The organism is Streptomyces sp. NPDC058401, assembly GCF_042722885.1.
In the GTDB taxonomy this organism is placed as follows: domain Bacteria; phylum Actinomycetota; class Actinomycetes; order Streptomycetales; family Streptomycetaceae; genus Streptomyces.
Window position 1 is genome coordinate 23,730 of sequence record NZ_JBHXKA010000064.1, and the last position, 19,690, is coordinate 43,419.

At 72.8% G+C, this 19,690-nt stretch carries 19 protein-coding genes; 8 read left to right on the forward strand and 11 right to left on the reverse strand.

What is annotated here, in order from left to right:
- Window positions 1-50 precede the first annotated feature (50 nt).
- The 3 genes from ACFWNV_RS23190 to ACFWNV_RS23200 form a co-directional block, all read right to left on the reverse strand.
- Window positions 51-437 (reverse strand): nuclear transport factor 2 family protein, encoded by a 387-nt coding sequence (locus ACFWNV_RS23190; RefSeq protein ID WP_383950244.1) that lies wholly within the window; start codon window positions 435-437, stop codon window positions 51-53.
- 53 nt (window positions 438-490) lie between these two features.
- Window positions 491-1,399: a dihydropteroate synthase gene (gene folP / locus ACFWNV_RS23195; RefSeq protein ID WP_383950198.1), complete on the reverse strand. Its 909-nt coding sequence runs from the start codon at window positions 1,397-1,399 to the stop codon at window positions 491-493.
- Window positions 1,400-1,670: 271 nt separating this feature from the next.
- Entirely contained in the window at window positions 1,671-3,527 is a 1,857-nt protein-coding gene (locus tag ACFWNV_RS23200; RefSeq protein ID WP_383950201.1) for a phosphatidylglycerol lysyltransferase domain-containing protein, read from the reverse strand.
- A 154-nt stretch (window positions 3,528-3,681) separates the two neighbouring features.
- Here ACFWNV_RS23200 and ACFWNV_RS23205 point away from each other — a divergent pair, with 154 nt between their 5' ends.
- Window positions 3,682-4,788 (forward strand): alpha/beta hydrolase-fold protein, encoded by a 1,107-nt coding sequence (locus ACFWNV_RS23205; RefSeq protein ID WP_383950203.1) that lies wholly within the window; start codon window positions 3,682-3,684, stop codon window positions 4,786-4,788.
- 15 nt (window positions 4,789-4,803) lie between these two features.
- On the opposite strand, the gene ACFWNV_RS23210 is transcribed toward ACFWNV_RS23205, so the two are convergent.
- Window positions 4,804-5,802, reverse strand: coding sequence for an ABC transporter ATP-binding protein (locus ACFWNV_RS23210; protein ID WP_383950206.1), 999 nt, complete (start codon window positions 5,800-5,802; stop codon window positions 4,804-4,806).
- Between the two features lie 133 nt (window positions 5,803-5,935).
- On the opposite strand from ACFWNV_RS23210, the gene ACFWNV_RS23215 reads away from it, so the two are divergent.
- The 4 genes from ACFWNV_RS23215 (at window position 5,936) to ACFWNV_RS23230 (ending at window position 9,657) form a co-directional block, all read left to right on the forward strand.
- A complete protein-coding gene (locus ACFWNV_RS23215; RefSeq protein WP_383950208.1) occupies window positions 5,936-6,661 on the forward strand; it encodes an ABC transporter permease in 726 nt (241 codons plus the stop codon).
- Window positions 6,661-7,326 (forward strand): ABC transporter permease, encoded by a 666-nt coding sequence (locus ACFWNV_RS23220; RefSeq protein ID WP_383950210.1) that lies wholly within the window; start codon window positions 6,661-6,663, stop codon window positions 7,324-7,326. Before ACFWNV_RS23215 ends, ACFWNV_RS23220 begins: the two co-directional genes overlap by 1 nt.
- A gap of 56 nt (window positions 7,327-7,382) precedes the next feature.
- Window positions 7,383-8,375: an ABC transporter substrate-binding protein gene (locus tag ACFWNV_RS23225; protein WP_383950212.1), complete on the forward strand. Its 993-nt coding sequence runs from the start codon at window positions 7,383-7,385 to the stop codon at window positions 8,373-8,375.
- Window positions 8,376-8,472: 97 nt separating this feature from the next.
- The gene (locus ACFWNV_RS23230) at window positions 8,473-9,657 is read left to right on the forward strand and encodes a hypothetical protein (RefSeq protein ID WP_383950215.1); all 1,185 of its coding nucleotides are present in this window, start codon (window positions 8,473-8,475) and stop codon (window positions 9,655-9,657) included.
- Here the strand turns inward: ACFWNV_RS23230 and ACFWNV_RS23235 are convergent.
- The 4 genes from ACFWNV_RS23235 to ACFWNV_RS23250 form a co-directional block, all read right to left on the reverse strand.
- The gene (locus ACFWNV_RS23235; protein ID WP_383950218.1) at window positions 9,654-10,943 is read right to left on the reverse strand and encodes an alpha/beta hydrolase; all 1,290 of its coding nucleotides are present in this window, start codon (window positions 10,941-10,943) and stop codon (window positions 9,654-9,656) included. The genes ACFWNV_RS23230 and ACFWNV_RS23235 overlap by 4 nt on opposite strands.
- 81 nt (window positions 10,944-11,024) lie before the next feature.
- Window positions 11,025-11,240, reverse strand: coding sequence for a hypothetical protein (locus ACFWNV_RS23240; RefSeq protein WP_266956188.1), 216 nt, complete (start codon window positions 11,238-11,240; stop codon window positions 11,025-11,027).
- A 52-nt stretch (window positions 11,241-11,292) separates the two neighbouring features.
- The gene (locus ACFWNV_RS23245) at window positions 11,293-12,288 is read right to left on the reverse strand and encodes an arylamine N-acetyltransferase (protein ID WP_383950221.1); all 996 of its coding nucleotides are present in this window, start codon (window positions 12,286-12,288) and stop codon (window positions 11,293-11,295) included.
- The gene (locus ACFWNV_RS23250; RefSeq protein ID WP_383950224.1) at window positions 12,285-13,427 is read right to left on the reverse strand and encodes an NADH-quinone oxidoreductase subunit D; all 1,143 of its coding nucleotides are present in this window, start codon (window positions 13,425-13,427) and stop codon (window positions 12,285-12,287) included. The genes ACFWNV_RS23245 and ACFWNV_RS23250 overlap by 4 nt, the downstream gene beginning before the upstream one ends.
- Before the next feature lie 124 nt (window positions 13,428-13,551).
- On the opposite strand from ACFWNV_RS23250, the gene ACFWNV_RS23255 reads away from it, so the two are divergent.
- Together ACFWNV_RS23255 and ACFWNV_RS23260 are read left to right on the forward strand one after the other, a co-directional pair.
- On the forward strand, window positions 13,552-14,043 hold the full coding sequence (locus tag ACFWNV_RS23255; protein WP_383950227.1) for a PH domain-containing protein: 492 nt from the start codon (window positions 13,552-13,554) through the stop codon (window positions 14,041-14,043).
- On the forward strand, window positions 14,040-15,425 hold the full coding sequence (locus ACFWNV_RS23260; protein WP_383950230.1) for a PH domain-containing protein: 1,386 nt from the start codon (window positions 14,040-14,042) through the stop codon (window positions 15,423-15,425). Before ACFWNV_RS23255 ends, ACFWNV_RS23260 begins: the two co-directional genes overlap by 4 nt.
- 20 nt (window positions 15,426-15,445) lie before the next feature.
- Here the strand turns inward: ACFWNV_RS23260 and ACFWNV_RS23265 are convergent, their stop codons facing one another.
- The 3 genes from ACFWNV_RS23265 to ACFWNV_RS23275 all read right to left on the reverse strand — a co-directional run bounded on the left by ACFWNV_RS23265 (window position 15,446) and on the right by ACFWNV_RS23275 (window position 18,470).
- Window positions 15,446-16,489 (reverse strand): endonuclease/exonuclease/phosphatase family protein, encoded by a 1,044-nt coding sequence (locus ACFWNV_RS23265; RefSeq protein ID WP_383950232.1) that lies wholly within the window; start codon window positions 16,487-16,489, stop codon window positions 15,446-15,448.
- 83 nt (window positions 16,490-16,572) lie between these two features.
- On the reverse strand, window positions 16,573-17,268 hold the full coding sequence (locus tag ACFWNV_RS23270) for a response regulator transcription factor (RefSeq protein ID WP_266880250.1): 696 nt from the start codon (window positions 17,266-17,268) through the stop codon (window positions 16,573-16,575).
- A 2-nt stretch (window positions 17,269-17,270) separates the two neighbouring features.
- Window positions 17,271-18,470 (reverse strand): sensor histidine kinase, encoded by a 1,200-nt coding sequence (locus ACFWNV_RS23275; protein ID WP_383950235.1) that lies wholly within the window; start codon window positions 18,468-18,470, stop codon window positions 17,271-17,273.
- 106 nt (window positions 18,471-18,576) lie between these two features.
- On the opposite strand from ACFWNV_RS23275, the gene ACFWNV_RS23280 reads away from it, so the two are divergent.
- Complete coding sequence (locus ACFWNV_RS23280; RefSeq protein ID WP_383950238.1) at window positions 18,577-19,575, forward strand: SAM-dependent methyltransferase; 999 nt, start codon at window positions 18,577-18,579, stop codon at window positions 19,573-19,575.
- The last annotated feature ends 115 nt before the right edge of the window (window positions 19,576-19,690 follow it).

Below are 19,690 nucleotides of genomic sequence, written 5' to 3' on the forward strand. Positions count from 1 at the left end.
GAATTTACCTGCGAAATACCTCGGACCCCGACAGCCCCCCGGCTGAGGGGCTAGGAGGGCTCCTCCTCGTCGTCCTCGTCGGAGTCCGTGAGCACGGGAGAACCGTGGTGCGACCAGAGGCGCCAGCCGTCCGGTGTGCGTCGGAACACATTCGTCGCGACGACGAGCTGGCCGACGAGCGGGCCCAGTTCTCCGCCGTCCTCGGCGGGTCCGCCGCTGAGGATGTTCTCGGTACAGGTCACCAGCGCGGTGTCGCCTATGACGGTGACCTTGGTGTCGGTCAGGAAGAACTGGATGTACTCGGTGTGCGACATGATCAGCGCGTAGGAGCGCAGCACTTCGCCGCGTCCCGACAGCACCGGCCAGCCCGGGTGCACGCAGGAGATCTCGTCTTCGAGCCAGAGCGCCGACAGTGCGTCGAAGTCCCCCCGCTCCATGGCCTCGTAGAAGGCCGTGTTGACCTCTTCGACGGATTCGATGTCGGTACGGCTCACCGTGCCCCTTCCTCGTTGCTACGGGTCGTACCCAGTGCCCCTTCCACGGCACGGGCCACCCGAACCGCGTCGGCGCTCGCCCGTACCTCGTGGACCCGTACGGCCCAGGCGCCCCGGGAGGCGGCGATGGCGGTGACGGCGGCCGTGGCGGCGTCGCGTTCGCGGGCGGGCGGCGGGGAGGCGTCGCCGGCGCCCGCCAGCACCCGGCCGAGGAAACGCTTCCGCGAGGCGGCGACCAGCAGCGGGAAGCCCAGCGCGCGCAGCTCGGAGAGGTGGGCGACCAGGGCCAGGTCGTGCTCGGCGTTCTTGGCGAAGCCCAGGCCCGGGTCGACCAGGAGCCGTTCGGGGGCGATGCCGCCGGTGACGACGGCGTCGATGCGGGTGCGCAGTTCCGCGGTGACCTCGGCGAGGACGTCCTCGTAGACGGCGAGGCTGTTCATGCCGTCGCTGAAGCCGCGCCAGTGCATGACGACGAAGGGCACCTCGGCGGCGGCGACGGCCGGGATCATCCCCGGGTCGGCGAGGCCGCCGCTGACGTCGTTGACCAGGGTGGCGCCGGCGGCGACGGCCGCGGCGGCGACGGAGGCGCGCATGGTGTCGACGGAGACGACGACGCCCTCGGAGGCGAGGCCGCGGACGACGGGGACGACCCGGCGCAGCTCCTCCTCCTCGTCCACGCGGGAGGCGCCGGGGCGGGTGGACTCGCCGCCCACGTCCACGAGGTCGGCGCCCTGGGCGACGAGGTCGAGCCCGCGTTTGACGGCGGCGGTGGTGTCGAACCAGCGGCCGCCGTCGGAGAAGGAGTCGGGGGTGACGTTGACGACGCCCATGACCGCGCAGCGGTCCCATTCGGGGAGGCCTGTCACCCGGCCCCTGGGGGCGGGGCCGCCGCTGTTCGTGTTCATGGTTCCCAGGGTAGGGCCCGTGGCCTTGGCCTTGCCCTGGGTGGCCGGGCGGCCGGGGGCCGGGGGGCTGGGTGCGTGGCCGGGTGGGCCGGGGGCGTGGCCGGGCCGGTGGGCGGGTGCGGGTGGGGGGCCGCTGCGCGGGCTGGTCCCCGCCCCGCCCTTCCTCCGTTCCCCGGGCTGCGCCCGGACCGCCTCGGGGGCTCCGCCCCCGGACCCCCGCGCCTCAAACGCCGGCGGGGCTGGATTTACCCGGGCGGGGCCGGATTCGGCCTCAGGCGGCGCGGACCTTGTGTTCCGACGGGGACGGGACGGACGGGGTCGGGACGTGGTGGTGGGCGCAGGTGCGGATGGGCTTGGGGCGGCGGCGGGCGGCGAACAGGCGGGGGAGGGCCAGGGTGACGAAGCCCTCGGCCTGCATCGCGGCGAAGCCGATGCGGGGCAGGTCCCGGGTGGTGCGGAAGACCACGAAGCGGGGCTCCCAGCGGGGGCGGAACTTCGCGTTGAACTTGTAGAGCGACTCGATCTGGAACCAGCGCGAGAGGAACACGAGCAGGCTGCGCCACATCCGCAGGACGGGGCCGGCGCCGATCTTCTCGCCGCGGGCCAGGGCCGAGCGGAACATCGCGAAGTTCAGGGAGACCTTCTCGATGCCGAGCGCCGGGGCGGCCTCCAGGGAGGCGACGATGAGCAGCTCGTTCATGCCGGGGTCGGCGGCGCGGTCGCGGCGCATCAGCTCCAGCGACATGCCGTCCTTGCCCCAGGGGACGAAGTGCAGGACGGCCTTGAGGTCGCCGAAGGGGGAGGTGTCGCCCTCTTCGACGCGGTGTGCGGTGGCGATGTAGCAGTCGCCGTCGCCGGGGTCGCCGACGCGGCCCAGGGCCATGGAGAAGCCGCGTTCGGTGTCGGTGCCGCGCCAGGCCTCGGCGGCGCCGCGCACCTGCTCCAGCTCGGTTTCGGTCAGTTCGCTGACCCGGCGGACCTGGGTGGTGTAGCCGTTGCGTTCGATGCGCTTCACCATCTGCCGGACGTTGCGCATCGCCCGGCCCGAGAGGGAGAAGTCTTTGACGTCGACGATCGCCTCGTCCCCGAGCTCCAGGGCGTCGAGGCCGGTCTCGCGGGTCCATACCTCGCCGCCGGTCTCGCTGCAGCCCATGACGGCGGGGGTCCAGGAGTGGGTCTTGGCCTCCTCCATGAACCGTTCGATGGCGCCGGGCCAGGCCTCGACGTCGCCGACGGGGTCGCCGGAGGCGAGCATCACGCCGGAGACGACGCGGTAGGTGACGGCGGCCTTGCCGCTGGGGGAGAAGACGACGGCCTTGTCGCGGCGGAGCGCGAAGTGGCCGAGCGAGTCGCGGCCGCCGTGCCGGGCGAGCAGCTCGCGGAGCTTGACCTCGTCGTCGGCGGTGAGCCGGGCGGCCGGGTGCTCGGGGCGGAAGGCCAGGTAGATGGTGGTGACGGCGGTCAGCATGCCGAGGGCGCCGAGTGAGTAGCCGACGGTCCAGGACACCCGGCCGGCGTAGTCGACGGGGCCCTCGAAGCCGAAGAGCCCGTAGACGACGTGGCTGATCTGCTCGTAAACACCCGGATTGCCTACAACGCGGCCGGGGTGCGAGTTGACGATGACCAGGCCGAGGCCGATGGAGCCCGCGCTCATCAGCACGAAGTTGGCGAGTGCCTTCCAGCGGCTGCGCGGGTCGGGCAGTGCCTTGAATTCACTCTGATGGCGGAGCAGGAGTGCCAGCAGCACTGCCGCGATGACCACGCCGATGACCGAGTGGCGGTACGTGAACTGCGCGACGGCCCCGGCCGGCAGCAGTACCACCGCGGCCCGCCAGGCGCGGCGCTTGCGGCGCTTGAGCCCGTGGGCGAGCAGCAGGAGCAGGACGCCGGCGCTGAGGGCCAGGGCGGCGGCGAAGGGGCCGAAGGAGCCGGGCAGCACCTCGGTGACCGCGTGGATGCGGCTGTGCCGGAAGCGCGGGAAGACTCCCGCGGCGATGTCCAGCAGGCCGACGACCGTGACGGCGGTGCCCACGATGCCGGGGACGGACTCCGGTCGGGGGCCTCGGAGGATTCGGCTGACAGGCTTCGGAACCTGTCCCGACTTATCGCCATCTATCCTGCTAGACATCGCTTCCCGTTGCTCTGCGAGAGATCATGTGGCCGAAGGCCGCTGGGGCCCTTCGTTGGGTGGTGCGTCCACTAGGACGACATCGAGGGGGAGCGGGTTCACTCTTCCGCCGAGAAAAAAACTAGTCCTGCCATAGAAAGTCGACTGACTGCTCATGGGTCTCACCAGTAATACGGTTCTGGCGCTGGCCATCCTTGCCGGGGTGCTGCTGTTCGCGGCCACGGTGTGGTTCTGGCCAAAGCTCTCGGGCCGCTCCTGGCGCTCGGTCCTCGGCCGGATCGGCCTCCTCCTGGCGACACAGCTGGCGATGTTCGCGGCGATCGGTCTCGCCGCGAACAAGTCGTTCCTCTTCTACGGCTCCTGGGCCGACCTCTTCGGCCAAGAGACGTCGATCGGCAAGGTAGTCGACCACTCGATGAGCAGTGACGACATCAAGGTGGTCGACAAGCAGCACCTCGACGTGCCCGGCGGCGCCAAGCCCCCGGTCGGCGGGCAGATCCTGAAGGTGTCCATAACGGGCCAGAAGTCGAAGATAACGAGCCCCGGGTTCGTGTGGCTGCCGCCGGAGTACTTCCAGCCGCAGTACAAGGACAAGAACTTCCCGGCCTCCATCGTCCTCACGGGGTACCCGGGCATGGCGGAGAACCTGATCAAAGGGCTCGACTACCCGATGAAGGCCTTCAGCCTGTCCAAGGCGGGCAAGATGAAGCCGATGATCCTGGTCATGATGCGGCCGACTCCCGGTGCGCGCGACACCGAGTGCGTGGACATACCCGGTGGCCCGCAGACCGAGACCTTCTACGGCCAGGACCTCCCGCAGGCCATCCAGAGCACCTTCCGGGTCGGCGACAAGCCCGGGAACATGGGCTTCATCGGCAACTCCACGGGTGGCTACTGCGCCCTGAAGATGGCCGCGCACTACCCGCAGAACTTCGGTGCCGCCGCCGGACTGTCCGCGTACTACGAGGCCGCGGACGACCCGACGACCGGTGACCTCTTCCACGGCGACGATCAGCTGAAGGCCCGCGCGAACGTGCTGGAGGCCGTCAAGGCGAAGCAGCCGACGGGTACGTCCTTCCTCGTCACCAGCAGCGAGAAGGGCGAGCCGAACCTCGCCGGCACGAAGAAGTTCATCAAGCTGGTCAAGGGCCCGGACCGGGTCTCCTCGATCATCCTCGACAGCGGCGGCCACAACTTCAACACCTGGCGCCGCGAGATCCCGCCGATGCTGGTGTGGATGAGCGGCCGGATCCAGGCGTAGCGGACGCCCGGCGGTTCAGGCCTCCTGCAGCCGGGCCCGGCGCAGCGCCCGGTGCACCCCTTCCGGGGTGAGTACGCCGATCAGCGCGCCGGTGTCGGGATCCGTGACCCCGATCCGGCCCGAGTCCTCCTGGAGCAGCAGCGCGAGCGCCTCGCGCAGACTGGCCCCCAGCGCCACTTCGGCGGTGGGGGCCTTTCCGTTGGCGGAGGCGGCCCCGTCAAGGCCGGTCAGGTCCGCGAGGTCGGTCAGGTCGGCCTCTGCCACCGGGGTGACCGCGAGCCGCTTCAGCCCTCGGTCGGCGCCGACGAAGCCGGCCACGTAGTCGGTGGCCGGGGCGCCCAGCACCTGCGCCGGGCTGGCGAACTGCTCGATGGTGCCCGCTCCGTAGACCGCGATGCGGTCGCCGAGCCGGACCGCCTCCTCCAGATCGTGCGTGACCAGCAGGATCGTCTTGCGCACGGTCCGCTGGAGCGCCAGGAACTCGTTCTGCAGCCGTTCGCGCACCACCGGGTCCACCGCGCCGAACGGCTCGTCCATCAGCAGCACCGGCGGGTCCGCGGCGAGCGCCCGGGCCACGCCGACGCGCTGGCGCTGGCCGCCGGAGAGCTGCTCCGGGTAGCGGCCCCCGTAGACGGCCGGGTCCAGTCCGACCAGGTCGAGGAGTTCGGCGGCCCGGGCGCGGGCCTTGGCCTTCGGGGTGCCGATGAGCTGGGGCACGGTGGCCGTGTTCTCCAGCACCGTCTTGTGGGGGAAGAGCCCGACCTGCTGGATGACGTAGCCGATGCGCCGGCGCAGTTCGACCGGGTCGGCCTCCGCGATGTCCTCGCCGTTCAGCAGGATCCGGCCGGAGGTCGGCTCGATGAGCCGGTTGACCATCTTCATGGTGGTCGTCTTGCCGCAGCCGGACGGGCCCACCAGGGTGACCAGTTCGCCCTCGGCGACCTCGAAGGACAGGTCCGCGACGGCCGTGGTCCCGTCGGGGTAGCGCTTGGTCACTTGCTCGAATCGGATCACCCGGCCATCTTTCCCTACCCGCGGGGTCCATTTGTGAAGGGCGTGTTGCCCGCGTGCGAAGGATTCCGGCCATTGTCGGTGCCGGGGGTTATGGTCGCTCCTACGTGCGATCGGTGACGGGGGGTGAGGAGCGATGGCAGGGCAGAGCTGCCTGGTGGCGAACGACTGGATCTGCTGGGAGTACGTCACGTCCCGCTCCCAGGAGCTCACCGACGCCACCCTCGAACACGTCTGGATCACGGGTGTCTCGGTGCTCATCGGCATCGCAGTGTCCGTCCCGCTCGCCCTGCTGGCCCGCCGCGGCCGGCACTGGGCGGCGCCCGTCCTGGGCCTCACCACCCTGCTCTACACGGTCCCCTCGCTCGCCATGTTCTCCCTGCTGCTGCCCGTCTTCGGGCTCTCGGCGGCGCTGGTGGTGACCGGCCTGGTGCTGTATTCGCTGACCATCCTCGTGCGCAACGTGCTGGCCGGTCTCGAAGCCGTGCCCGAGGACGTACGGGAAGCCGCGCGCGGGATGGGGTACGGCCCGGGCCGGCTGCTGTGGCAGGTCGAGCTGCCGCTGGCCCTGCCCGCGCTGCTGGCCGGCGTACGGATCGCGACCGTCTCCACGGTGGCGCTGACCACCGTGGGCTCCATCGTGGGCAAGGGCGGCCTCGGCAATCTCATCGCACCCGCCGTGAACAGCTCCTTCAAGGCCCAGGTGCTCACCGCCTCGGTGCTGTGCGTGCTCCTCGCGCTCGTCGCGGACCTGGCGCTGCTCGGCGTCCAGCGGCTGCTGACGCCCTGGACCCGGGCGAGCCGCCCGACGCGGGCCAAGCGCGCCGCGCGTACCGCCGACGTCACCGCGGGAGCCGTCTGATGGGAGTGCTGGGACAGGCCTGGGACTGGCTGGCCGACGGGGCCAACTGGTCCGGGGAGAGCGGGGTGTGGCACCGGCTCGGCGAGCATGTGTACGTCAGCGGCGTCGCCCTCGCCCTGGCCTGCGCCCTCGCCCTCCCGGTCGGGCTGTGGCTGGGCCACCTCGGCAAGGGCGGCGGCCTCGCCGTCAACGTCTCCAACATCGGGCGGGCCGTCCCCGTCTTCGCGGTGCTGGCGCTGTTCATGGTCTCCCCGCTGCGCAACGCCGGGTACGTGCCCACCATCGCCGCGCTGGTCCTGTTCGCGATCCCGCCGCTGCTGACCAACGCCTACGTGGGCATGCGCGAGGTCGACCGCTCGGTGGTGGAGGCCGCCCGGGGCATGGGCATGTCCGGCCGCCAGCTCTTCTGGCGGGTGGAACTGCCCCTCGCCCGCGCACTGGTGATGACCGGGCTGCGCTCGGGAGCCGTCCAGGTCATCGCCACGGCCACCATCGCCGCCATGGTCGGCCAGGGCGGCCTCGGCCGGATCATCACCGCCGGCTTCAACACGTACAACACCCCGCAGGTCGTCGCGGGCGCCCTGCTGGTCGCCGCGCTGGCCCTGCTCGTGGAGGGCGCGCTGGTGGCGGCCGACCGGCTGCTGCCGGGCGCGGCCACCCGCTGAGCGGGCCCCGACACCTCGGCCCCCCCCTGTCGGTCCACCCCTTGAAGGAGATTGAGATGAGCAAGTCCACGCGCGCCCTCGGCGCGGCCCTGGGTGCCGTCGCCCTGACCGCATCGCTCGCCGCGTGCGGCGGCGACAGCCTGGAGAAGACCAAGGACGGGGGCTCCTCCGCCGCCGCCTCCGGGTCGTCCGAGGGCGCCAAGGGCGGCAAGCTGGTGATCGGCGCCGCCGGCTTCACCGAGTCCAACGTGCTGGCCGAGCTGTACGCGCAGGTCCTCAAGGACGCCGGCTACGACACCTCGATCACCACGGTCAGCAACCGCGAGCTGTACGAACCCTCGCTGGAGAAGGGCGAGATCGACGTCGTCCCTGAGTACGCGGCGACCCTCGCGGAGTTCCTCAACGCCAAGGTGAACGGTGCCAAGGCGCCGACGGACAAGCCGGTCGCGTCGAGCGATGTGACGGCGACGGTGGCGGCCCTGGAGAAGCTGGCGGGCCCGCTGGGCCTGAAGGCGCTGCCCGCGGGCTCGGCCGTCGACCAGAACGCCTTCGCGGTGAGCAAGGAATTCGCCACGAAGAACAATCTCAAGACCCTTTCCGATCTGGGCAAGTCCGGTCTGAAGGTGAAGATCGCGGCCGGTGACGAATGCGCGGTGCGGCCCTTCTGCGCACCCGGATTGAAGACCACGTACGGAATCGACGTTTCCGGTATCGACCCCAAGGGCGTCGGAACCCCGCAGGCCAAGCAGGCGGTCAAGGACGGCGCGGACCAGCTCGTCCTGACCACCACCACGGACGCCACCCTCGACAGCTTCGGCCTGGTCCTGCTGGAGGACGACAAGAAGCTCCAGAACGCCGACAACGTGCTCCCGGTGGTCAACGCCAAGGACGCCGGCGCCCCCGAGATCGCGGCCGCCCTCGACAAGATCACCAAGGCGCTCACCACGGCCGATCTGGTCGAGCTGAACCGCAAGGTCGACGCCGAGCGCGCCAAGCCCTCCGATGTGGCGAAGGCCTACCTGGAGTCGAAGGGCCTTCTGAAGAAGTAGGAGTTGCGCCTTTCGTGCGCCAAGTGCGGTAACCGCTCGGGAACAGATTCCCGGGCGGCTGCCCCACACCGCGTCCACTCCCTGTAAATTTCAGGCCATGCCCCGTGGACGCCACCGCAATCCCGAACCTCTTCACCGGCTGCTCACGCCGACGGCCGTCGCCGGTGTATCCGTCGCCGGCGCCGGCGCCGCCTGGCTGCTCGCGGAACCGATGGCGCTGCGCCTGCTCGTGGCGCTCACCGCGGCCGCCGGGCTGGCCGGCGCCGTCGTCATGCGCGCGTGGGACCTGGCGGCGGGCCGCCGGGTCACCGAGCTCGGGCGCGAACGGGTCAAGGACGAGTGGCGCACGGACGAGCGGATAGCCGAGCTCGAATCCGACCTCGAAGAGGCCCGGGTGCTGCGCGGCAAGCTCGACGCCAAACTGCGCGCCAAGCGGGTCGAACTCGCCGGCCTGCGCGGGGAGCACGCCTCGCTGCTGCGCCGGTACGCCACCGCGGAGACCGAGCGGGCGAGCGCCCTGGAGGGACGCCGGCTGCTGGCCATCGAGGCCGCGGCCCCGGCGGCCCCGGCCGCTCCCGCCGCCGAGGGTCCCAAGGAACTTCCCGCGGTGTCCGAGGAGCGCACCAGCGCCGGTGCGGCCACCTCGGTGGGCTTCGCCCGCGCCCACGCCGCACTGGCGGCGCTGGCCGACAAGACGGCTGGCACGACGACTGGCAAGCCTGGCGACAAGGCGGCCGGGACCGTCGCGTCCGCCCGGCCGGCGCAGAGCGGCCCCGCCGCGCTGTCCGCGGCCCCCGCCGCTCCCGCTCTTCCCGCCGCCCCGGCTGCCGCCGCCACCGCGGCCGCCCCCGCCGCCCCGGCGAAGCCCGCTGAGCTGGAGGCGCACTCCCGCCCCGCACTCACCGGCCCCGTGCCCGCGGGTCCGGCGGCAGCCGTCCCCGCGCGCCGGCTCGCCGCCGCGGTGGCCCCGTACGCAGCGCAGCGCCGCCCGGCCTCGCGCGTCGAGGGCGGCTTCGACTTCTTCGGTACGAAGACCGCGGCGCAGGCCCGCGCGGTCATCGAGTCCGTCCAGAACGAGGACCTCGCCGATGTCGTCGGCGCGGAGGCCCTCGCCGTCCACGAGGCGGAGTCCGTCCAGGGCGGGGCGGAGTCGGCGGCCCTCGTCGGCGCCGCCGGTCCGGCCACCGACGAGCAGCGCGCGGCGGGTCAGGTCATCGACCTGACCGCGCACGACGAGACCGAGCCCATCGACGTGGTGCAGCTGCGCACCGCGATCTCCTAGCGCACGGCGGTCGTCTGGCGAAGGGCGGTCGTCTGGCGGAGGGTGTCGAACCAGCGGACGGCCTGCGGGGCCGAGCGGATCGCCGAGAGGAAATGGTCGGCGTCCGGCCCCTGGTCGACGACCTTCGCGCGGACCCCGTGGCGGGCCAGCTCGGCCGCGCAGGCACGGGTGTTGGCGAAGGGCACGTCGGTGTCGGCGGAGCCGCCGTAGAGGCGGACCGGTGCGGCGGGCTTCCAGTCGCAGGCGTCGTCGTTGGCCTTCAGGGCCGTGAGCAGGGCCCCGCGCGGGGCCCTGACGTTCTCGTACCACTCCGGGGTGAGCAGCTCCTGCGGTGACGCGGGGAGCCCGGCCACGATGTCCTCGAAGCGGTGGTTCCCGTCGAACAGGCTTTCCACAGCCTGTGCATAAGGTGCGCGGAACACCTCGGCCGGGTCCGCGTAGAGCGGGTGCAGCCGGTTCTGGGCGGTGAGGAAGTAGGAGAGGTAGAAGACGGCGGTGCGCGGTGCGACCCGGCCGTCGGTGACACCGGGCAGCTCGGAGCCGTCCAGGTCGTACGGTCCGGCGATCGGGGCCAGCGCGCGCAGCCGGAAGCCGGAGCCGGGGCGGGACAGTTCGCGGCCCAGGGCCATCGCCACCTGGGCGCCCTGGGAGAAGCCGGTGGCGTACACGTCCCGGGTGACGGGCCGCCCCAGCCGGGCGGCGGCGGTGCGGGCGGCCTCCAGCATGTCGACGGAGGCGGTGACCGAGGACCGGGTGTCCATGTACGGGTGGGCGCCGGGCCCGCCTCCCAGGCCGAGGTAGTCCGGGGCGGCGACGGCGCGGCCGGCGGAGGCGTGCAGGTAGGGGGTGAGCCGGTTGTCGCCCGGGCCCCCGGACGGGGCGTCGTCGCGGGTGGCGACCGTGCCGTGGGTGTCGGAGACCAGGTCGAGCCGGTGCGGTCCTCCTCGGGGGAGCACGAGCAGGCCGGTGGCGGTGGCCGGGCGGCCCCGGGGGTCGACGGTGGCGTAGGTGAGCCGGTAGGCGTCGACGCCGTACCGGACCGTGGAGGCGTCGAAGCCGAGGGTGCCGAGCCGGTCGGTGACGTCCGCGGGGGTGAGCCGCTCCAGGGCGGTGAGGGAGATCAGGTGCCCGCGGCCGCCCTGCGCGGCCGTGGCGGACGCGGGGCTCCCCGCCGGGGCGGCGAGCGCCACGGGCGCGGCGAGCCCGCCGAGGACGGCTGCGAGGGCCACGGCGGCGGCGCCGCGCCGGAGCCACTGGCGGTTGCTCTGCTTCTGCTCGATCGTCATGCTCCGAAGCTACGGAGCTGCGGAGATCCCCGACATCCGGCTACCCCGCGGCGGTTACGGGTGCTGGCCCCCCGTCCGCGCTCAGAACAACGGGAGTTGGCCCGGGAGCGGGGACAGGGTGAAGCCGTCCAGGGTGGGTGCGGAGGCGCCGAGGGTCACGCGGGCGCGGGAGCCGGGGCAGGAGACGAGGTCCCCGCGGCCCCGCCCGGCGGGCGGGTCGTGGCGGGCGATCCGCCCGGCGGTGACGGCGCAGTCGCGGCCGCAGGAGGGGCAGGCCCGGCGGGGTGAGAGGGACATCCCCCAAGTCTGCCCTGCCGCACGGACATCGGCCCGCCCGGCCGGCGCGGTGTCAGCCCTCGCGGGTCACGCCGGCGGTGGCCCCGTCGGCGGCGGTCTCGCGTCCGGTGGCCTCGGGTCCGGTGGCCTCGGGTCCGGCGGCCTCGCGCCCGGCCGCCGCACGCCCGGCGGCCTCGCGTCCGGCCGCCCAGCTCTCGTGGGCCCGGTCCACCCGGGTCCACAGGGCCGTGCGGTCCGTCGGGGTCAGGTCGTCGAGCGCCCGGCCGAAGACCCCCTCCAGCGCGGCGAAGAACTCCTCCGGGCCGTCGAGCACCCGCTCCGTGTTCCCCTTCACCGGGTCGGTGCGGCTCAGCACCCGTCCCCGCAGGGCGTCGATGCCGTCCGCATCGCGGCGCAGGGCCGCGAAGGTCCGTACGAAACCGGAGTCCCCGGAGGTCGACAGCCGCAGGTGTTCGGCCTCGAAACCGGCCGCTCCGGCCGTCCCGGCGGGCTCCGCGCGGAAGTTCACGAGCGGGGCGGAGCTGCCCGGGTGGCGGTACAGCCAGCCCGTTCCGGGCAGCCGCTCCAGGGAGTAGGCGAAGGCCCCCTGGCGGTACGTGCCTTCGCGCAGCGGCAGCGGCTCGTGCGGGCCGTCTCCGAGCCCGGCGTCCACGTAGAAGACGCGGTCCGCGTCGGCCGTCGCACCCGGCACGCGGACGGTGAGCGCCAGGTGGTCCCCGCTCACGCCCCGCAGGGCGTCTTCGGCCTGGGACTCCTTGTAGACGCCGCCCACGTGGCGGGTGACCTCGTAGCCGAGGTGGCCGAGGAGCGCGGCGAGGGCCCCGTTGAGGTGGAAGCAGTAGCCGCCGCGTCCGGCGGCGAAGCGGCGTGCCGACAGCTCGGGATCGATGCCGGGGGCGCGGCCGAGCTGGATGTCGACGTTCTCGTACGGGACGCGCTCCAGGTGCGCCCGCTGGAGGGCGAACAGCCCCTCCACGGACGGCGCGCCGGGCTCCTCGATGCCTAGCCGCCGCAGGTAGGCGGCGTAGGGGGCCTCTATGCGGGTCACTTGTCGATGTCCCCGACGACGAAGAACAGCGAGCCGAGGATCGAGACCATGTCCGCGACGAGCTGCCCGGGGAGCAGTACCGCGAGCGCCTGGATGTTGTTGTAGGACGCGGAGCGCAGCTTGAGCCGGTACGGGGTCTTCTCGCCCTTGGAGACCAGGTAGTAGCCGTTGATGCCGAGGGGGTTCTCGGTCCACGCGTACGTCTCGCCCTCGGGGGCCTTCAGCACCTTCGGCAGCCGCTGGTTGATCGGTCCCGGGGCCAGCTCCGCCATCCGGTCCAGGCAGGCGACCGCGAGGTCCAGCGCGTTGTGGGTCTGCTCCAGCAGGACCTCGAAGCGGGCCAGGCAGTCGCCCTCGGTGCGGGTGACGACCTTCAGGACGTCCTGGAGGTCGCCGTAGGCGAGGTACGGCTCGTCGCGGCGCAGGTCGAAGTCGACGCCGGAGGCGCGGGCGATCGGGCCGGAGACCCCGTACGCGTGCACGGCCTCGGCGGACAGGACGCCGACGCCGCGGGTGCGGGCGCGGAAGATCTCGTTGCCGCGCACCAGGTCGTCGTAGACGTGCATGCGGGTGCGGACGTCGGCGATGGCCTCGCGGGCCCGGCCGAGCCAGCCCGCCGGGAGGTCCTCCTTGAGGCCACCGACGCGGTTGAACATGTAGTGCATGCGGCCGCCGGAGATCTCCTCCATGACGGCCTGGAGCTCCTCGCGCTCGCGGAACGCGTGGAAGATCGGGGTGATCCCGCCCAGCTCCAGGGGGTACGAGCCGAGGAACATCAGGTGGTTCAGCACCCGGTTCAGCTCGGCGAGCAGGGTCCGCATCCACACGGCCCGCTCGGGGACCTCCATGCCGAGCATCCGCTCGACGGCCATGACCACGCCCAGCTCGTTGGAGAACGCGGACAGCCAGTCGTGGCGGTTCGCGAGCATCACGATCTGGCGGTAGTCGCGGGCCTCGAAGAGCTTCTCGGCGCCGCGGTGCATGTAGCCGACCACCGGCTCGGCGCTGACGATGCGCTCGCCGTCCAGGACGAGGCGTAGGCGCAGCACGCCGTGCGTGGAAGGGTGCTGGGGGCCGATGTTGAGCACCATGTCGGTGCTCTCCGCCGCGCCGCCGATGCCGACCGTGGTCTCCGTCATGGCGGCATTGTCTCAGCCGCCGGGGGCGGGCCGCGGCACGGTCCGGATTCCGGATCCGGGAGCGGCGGCCGGCAGCCGCCACGAGCCCGGTCCGCTCCGCGGGGCACGCCCCTAGGGTGGGGGGATGGACACGGGGACAGAGGATGAGGCGGGTCCGCCCGAGTGGGTGGGGCTGCGGCCGGGGCTGCTGACGGTGCGCAGGCTCCTGCTCGCGCTGTGGATGTCCGTCTTCGCGGTGGTGACGGCCGTCGTGCTGGGGCTCACCGCCGGGCCGGGGTGGGCGGCGCTCGGCGGGTTCTGGCTGGTGGTGCTGGCCTGGGGCTGGGTGATGCTCGGGCGGAACTGGCGGTCCTGGCGGTACGCGGAGCGCGCCGACGACCTGCTGATCAGCAGGGGCGTGATGTGGCGGGAGCAGACCGTGGTCCCGTACGGGCGGATGCAGCTGGTGGAGGTGACCTCGGGGCCCCTGGAGCGCCGCTTCGGGCTGGCCACCGTGCAGCTCCACACGGCCGCGGCGGCGACCGACGCCACGATCCCCGGACTCGCGCCCGAGGAGGCGGAACGGCTGCGCGACCGGCTGACGGAGCTCGGCGAGGCAAGGTCGGCGGGCCTGTGACGCCGCCGGCGGGGGCGGAGACGGGGGCGGAGGCTGCGGGGCCGGGGGCGGAGGCTGCGGGGCCGGGGCTCGACAAGCCCGCGGCCGGGCCCGGCCAGGAGCGGCGGCTGCACTTCCTCACCCCGCTGCGCCGCGCCTGGGTGCCCATCGCCGCGACCATCGGCATCGCCGCCCAGCAGGGCGAGAACCTCGCCGAGTGGGTCACGGCCGTCTCCATCGCCCTGCGGGTCCTCGCGCTGGCCGCGCTGGTCCTCGTCTTCGGCGTGTACGGCTTCCTCAGCTGGTGGTTCACGCACTACGCGGTCACCGACACCGAACTGCGCATCCGCAGCGGGCTCCTCTTCCGCCGCACCGCGCACATCCGCCTCGACCGGATCCAGGCGATCGACGTCACCCGCCCCCTGCTGGCCCGCATCGCGGGCGTCGCCAAACTGCGGCTCGACGTCATCGGCACCGAGGCCAAGGACGAGCTGGCCTTCCTCGCGGAGCAGGACGCCGTCTCGCTCCGCGCCGAACTGCTGGCCCGCGCGGCCGGATTCACCCCGGCCGAGGCCCCGCTCCTGGGCGAGGCCCCCGACCGGGAACTGCTCCGGGTGGGGCCGCGCGATCTGGCGGTGTCCCTGCTGCTCACCCTGACCACCTGGGCGGTCCTCGTCGGCGGGATCGCCGGCCCCTCGCTCCTGTGGTGGCTCAGCTCCAGCCCCTGGGTGGCGCTCGCCGCCCTGCTCCCGGTGCTGGGCGCGATGTGGGCGGCGAGCGCCGGGCGGTTCCTCGCCGAGTACGACTGGCGGGTCGCCGAGTCCCCCGACGGGCTCCGCCTGGACCACGGCATGCTCGACCGCGCCCACGAGACGGTGCCGCCGGGGCGCGTGCAGACCGTACGGATCGTCGAGCCGCTGCTGTGGCGCCGGCGCGGCTGGGTCCGGGTGGAGCTGGCGGTGGCCGGCTCGAAGAACGACGTCCTGGTCCCGGTGGCCACCCGGGCCGCAGCCCACGCCGTCGTCGCGCGGGTACTGCCCGGAGTCGACCTGGGGGGCCTGGTCTTCGAGCCCTCGCCCCGGAGCGGATCGCGCTGGGTGGTCCCGGTGTGGTGGAAGGGGTACGGCCTGGCCGTCTCCGCCGACGTGTTCGCGGCCCGCCGCGGCCGCCTGTGCCGGCGTACGGAGATCGTCCCGCACGCCAAGGTGCAGAGCGTGCGCCTGTCCCAGGGCCCCTGGGAGCGCGCCCGCGGCGTGGCCGACGTCCACGTGGACACCGGCGCGAACGGCACGGTCACGGCCCGCCTGCGCGACGCGGCACAGGCCGCCGGACTGCTCCACGCCCAGGCGGCCCGCTCCCGCACCTCCCGGGCGGCAGCCCGCCCGGACCGCTGGATGACCTGAGGTCCGGGCGGGGTCCGCGGTCAGCCGGTGGCGGGCAGCGTGACGGGGACGGGCACGGAGAGGGTGGCGGTGCCGATCAGGACGCGGTGGTCGGAGCACAGCTGGTTGGTCTTGCCGTCGACCGTGCAGGTCGTCGGGATCGACTTCGTGTCGGCGGTGAAGCCGGCGGCGGGGTCGACGAGCCGGTCGGTCCGGGCGAGGATCATGTCGATCTTCGGGTTGCCTCCGTTGGCGGCACACGGAGGCAGCCCGGTGTCGGGGTCGTTGATCTCCGGGTTGTCGATCGCGGTCCACTCGCCGTAGTTCAGGCAGCGGGCATCGGTGCTGTCGAGCTCCGTGTGCGTCGTCATCAGGGAGCCCATGCGGGACATGTCGGGCTCGGCGTTGAAGTCGCCCGCCACCAGGTACGTCTCACCGGCGTCCGCGAATCCCTTGAGGATGTTCCGGACGGCGCCGAGCTGCTGGGTGTTGATCTTCGCCGAGTCCGGATTGGGCAGGCGCCTGTTCGAGGTCGTGATGTGCGTCGTGCAGAACTTCATCGTCGCCTGGTCGGCGAGCGCCGCGCAGAGCAGGCTGCGGTCCTCGTGGTAGGCGCCGCTGTCAGCCTCGGCCTGGGTGTAGTCGGCGGGCAGGATGTAGTTCTGCTCGCCGCGCAGCTGCGCCTTGCTGAACAGGGCGTTGCCGAACGCCTCGCCCCCGCAGATTCCGGTGCCGGCCGGGTGGGTTTCGGACCAGCGGGCGTAGTTGGTCGCCTGGGTCCATGCGTTGGGGGCGGAGTTCAGCTGGTCGCGGATCGCCTTGTACTGGGAGTAGCAGAGCTCGTTGAAGGAGACGAAGTCCGGGCTCGGGTCCTGGGACTTGATCGAGCCGACGGCCGCGGCGACCATTCCGGTGGTGGCCGACCCGTTATTGATCTTGTGTCCGGACACGTTCCAGTGCCACACCGTGTACGTCTGGGCGATCGTGGTCCCGGCCGCCGGCGCCGCTCCCCCCGAGGTGAAGACGGCGGCCAGCGCCAGTGCGACCGCGGTCGCCGCGCGCTTCACGGATCTCGTGCTTCTCATGCTGGTGTTCCCTCCCCTGGGCGGAGGCCTGGTGCCGCCCCCGCTCCGGGGAGGATCTCACGATCACCGCAGTGGCCGGAAAACTACGCCGCCCCGCCGCCGCCCGCGCGGACCAGGCCGGTCTCGTACGCCAGGACCACGACCTGCACCCGGTCGCGCAGGTCCAGCTTGGTCAGGATGCGGCCCACGTGGGTCTTGACCGTGGCCTCCGACAGGACCAGGCGGGCGGCGATCTCGCCGTTCGACAGGCCCTGGGCGACCAGCAGCATGACCTCGCGCTCGCGCTCCGTCAGCCGCTCGACGTCCTTGTTGCGCGGTTCCGCCGAGGTCGACGGCAGCATCGGCGCGAACCGGTCCAGCAGCCGGCGCGTCGTGGACGGGGCGACGACCGCGTCGCCGCTGTGCACCGAGCGGATCGCGGCCAGCAGCTCGCCCGGCGGGACGTCCTTGAGCATGAACCCGCTCGCGCCCGCCTTCAGGCCCGAGAAGGCGTACTCGTCGAGGTCGAAGGTGGTCAGGATGATCACCTTGGGGTGTTCCTCGGGCTCGCAGATGCGGCGCGTCGCCTCGACCCCGTCGAGACGGGGCATGCGGACGTCCATCAGCACCACGTCCACCTTGGTGGCCCGCAGCACCTCCAGCGCCTCCAGGCCGTCGCCGGCCTCGGCGACGACCTCCATGTCGGGCTGCGCCGCGAGCACCATCCGGAAACCGGTGCGCAGCAGGACCTGGTCGTCGACCAGCATCACGCGGATGGAGGGGCCGGTGGGGAAGGACATGGTCACCTTTTCTTCAGGGGGAGCAGGGCGCTGATCCGGAAGCCGCCACCGGGCCGGGGGCCCGCGTCGAGAGTGCCTCCGACCATACCGATGCGTTCGCGCATGCCGATCAGCCCGTGACCGGCGCCGTCCGCGCCGCCGTCGGTGTACAGCTCGCGGGCCGCGCCCCGGCCGTCGTCCTCGACGAGCAGGCCGAGCCCGTCGTCGAAGTAGACGAGCCGCACGCTGGCCTTCGCGTCGGGGCCGCCGTGCTTGCGGGTGTTCGTGAGCGCTTCCTGGACGATCCGGTACGCCGTCAGCTCCACGCCGCTGGGCAGTTTGCGGGGGGCGCCCTCGACCTCGAAGTCCACCGCGAGCCCGGCCACCCGCACCTGCTCGACCAGCACCTCGATCTGCTCCACGTCGGGCTGCGGCACGTAGTCCTCGGACTCCTGCGGCTCGCCGGTGCGCAGGACGCCGAGCAGCCGGCGCATCTCGGCGAGGGCCAGGCGGCCGGTGCCGGAGATGGTCTGCAGGGCCTCCTTGGCCTGCTCGGGGGCCGCGTCCATCACGTAGGCGGCGCCGTCGGCCTGGACCACCATCACCGAGACGTTGTGCGCGACCACGTCGTGCAGCTCGCGGGCGATCCGGGCCCGCTCGGCGGCGACGGCCACCTTGGCCTGGGCCGCGCGCTCCTGCTCCAGGCGCTGGTTGCGTTCGACGAGCTGGGCGTAATAGGCCCGGCGGGTGCGCAGGGAGTCGCCCATCACCCAGGCGAGGGCGAAGGGGACCATCATGAACACGACGAAGAGCAGGTTGTCGGTGGTGGAGTTCGACTTGTCCACGCCGACGCGCAGGAAGTACAGCGAGGAGGCGAGCAGCCCCCAGCCGAGGGCCGTGCGCGAGACCCAGCGCGGCACGTCGGACGCGGCGACGGTGAAGAGCACGAGGAGCATCGCGAAGTCGTAGAAGTTCGCCTGCGCGCCGATGGCCAGCTGGTAGAGCCCGGTGGCGACGGTGAGCCAGAAGACCGGGACGGTCCACTTGCGGCGCAGCGCGACGGCGCTGCTCAGCGCCACCACGCAGGGGGTGGCGAGCAGTGCGGCGGTGGTGCCCTCGTGCATCGAGGCGACGACGGCCATCGAGAACCCGAAGAAGAGGACAGCCCAGAAGCTGTCGACGCCCGTCGGGTGTCTGCGGAGGAAATCGTAGAGGCGCTGCACGTAACCCAGAGTAGGGACAGCAGATAGGTGCTGGAGTCAACCAGAGGGGCGATCCGTGCGACGCGCGAGTACTACCCGAGGTGGAGGCGACCATAACCTTTCAGCGATGAGCACTCAGGGTGAAGCCGTGGAAGAGGCGGGTCCGGTCCGCTGGCGGACGGCGATGGAGCGGGCGCTGTACGGCCCCGACGGCTTCTACGTACGCCCCGGCGGGCCCGGCCCCGCAGGCCATTTCCGCACGTCCGTGCACGCCTCGCCGCTGTACGCGGGGGCCGTGGCCCGGCTGCTCCTGTGGGTGGACGGGGAGCTCGGCCGCCCGGAGGAGCTGGACCTGGTCGACGTAGGGGCCGGGCGCGGGGAACTGCTGGCCGAGGTGCTGGCCGCGCTGCCGCCGCAGACTGCCGCGCGGGTGCGGCCGTACGGGGTGGAACGCGCGGAGCGGCCCGCCGGGCTCGACGGGCGGATCCGCTGGGTGAGCGAGCCGCCGCGCGGCGTCCGCGGGCTGCTCTTCGCCAACGAGTGGCTCGACAACGTACCGCTGGACCTCGCCGAGGACGGGCGCTACGTGGAGGTCGCCCGGGACGGTACGGAGCATCCGGGCGGCCCTCTCGACGGGCCGGACCGGGCCTGGCTGGAGCGGTGGTGGCCGGGGGCGGGCACGGAGGAGGGCGCGGGCCGGGCGGAGATCGGGCGCCCGCGCGACGAGGCCTGGGCGGCGGCCGTCGCGACCCTGGAGCGGGGGCTCGCGGTCGCGGTGGACTACGCCCACACCCGGGAGGCCCGGCCGCCCTTCGGAACGCTCACCGGATTCCGCGCCGGGCGGGAGACCGCCCCCGTCCCGGACGGGAGCTGCGATGTCACGGCGCACGTGGCGCTCGACGCGTGCGGGGGGCCGGGGGCGGCCCTGGTGACGCAGCGGGAAGCGCTGGCCGCGCTCGGGGTCTCGGGGGCGCGGCCCCCGCTGGCCCTCGCCTCCAGCGATCCGGTGGCGTACGTGCGGGCGCTGTCCCTGGCCGGGGAGGCTGCGGAACTCACCGCGCGGGGTGGCCTCGGCGACTTCGGCTGGCTGGTTCAGCCGGTCGGAGTGGCCCCCTGGCCGGGGTAGCCGGCTCCGGCAGCCGCTGCGCGGGGCCGTCCCCGACCCGCCCTTCCACCGTTCCCTGGGGCTCCGCCCCAGACCCCGCTCCTCAAACGCCGGAGGGGCTGGATGTGACTGGCCC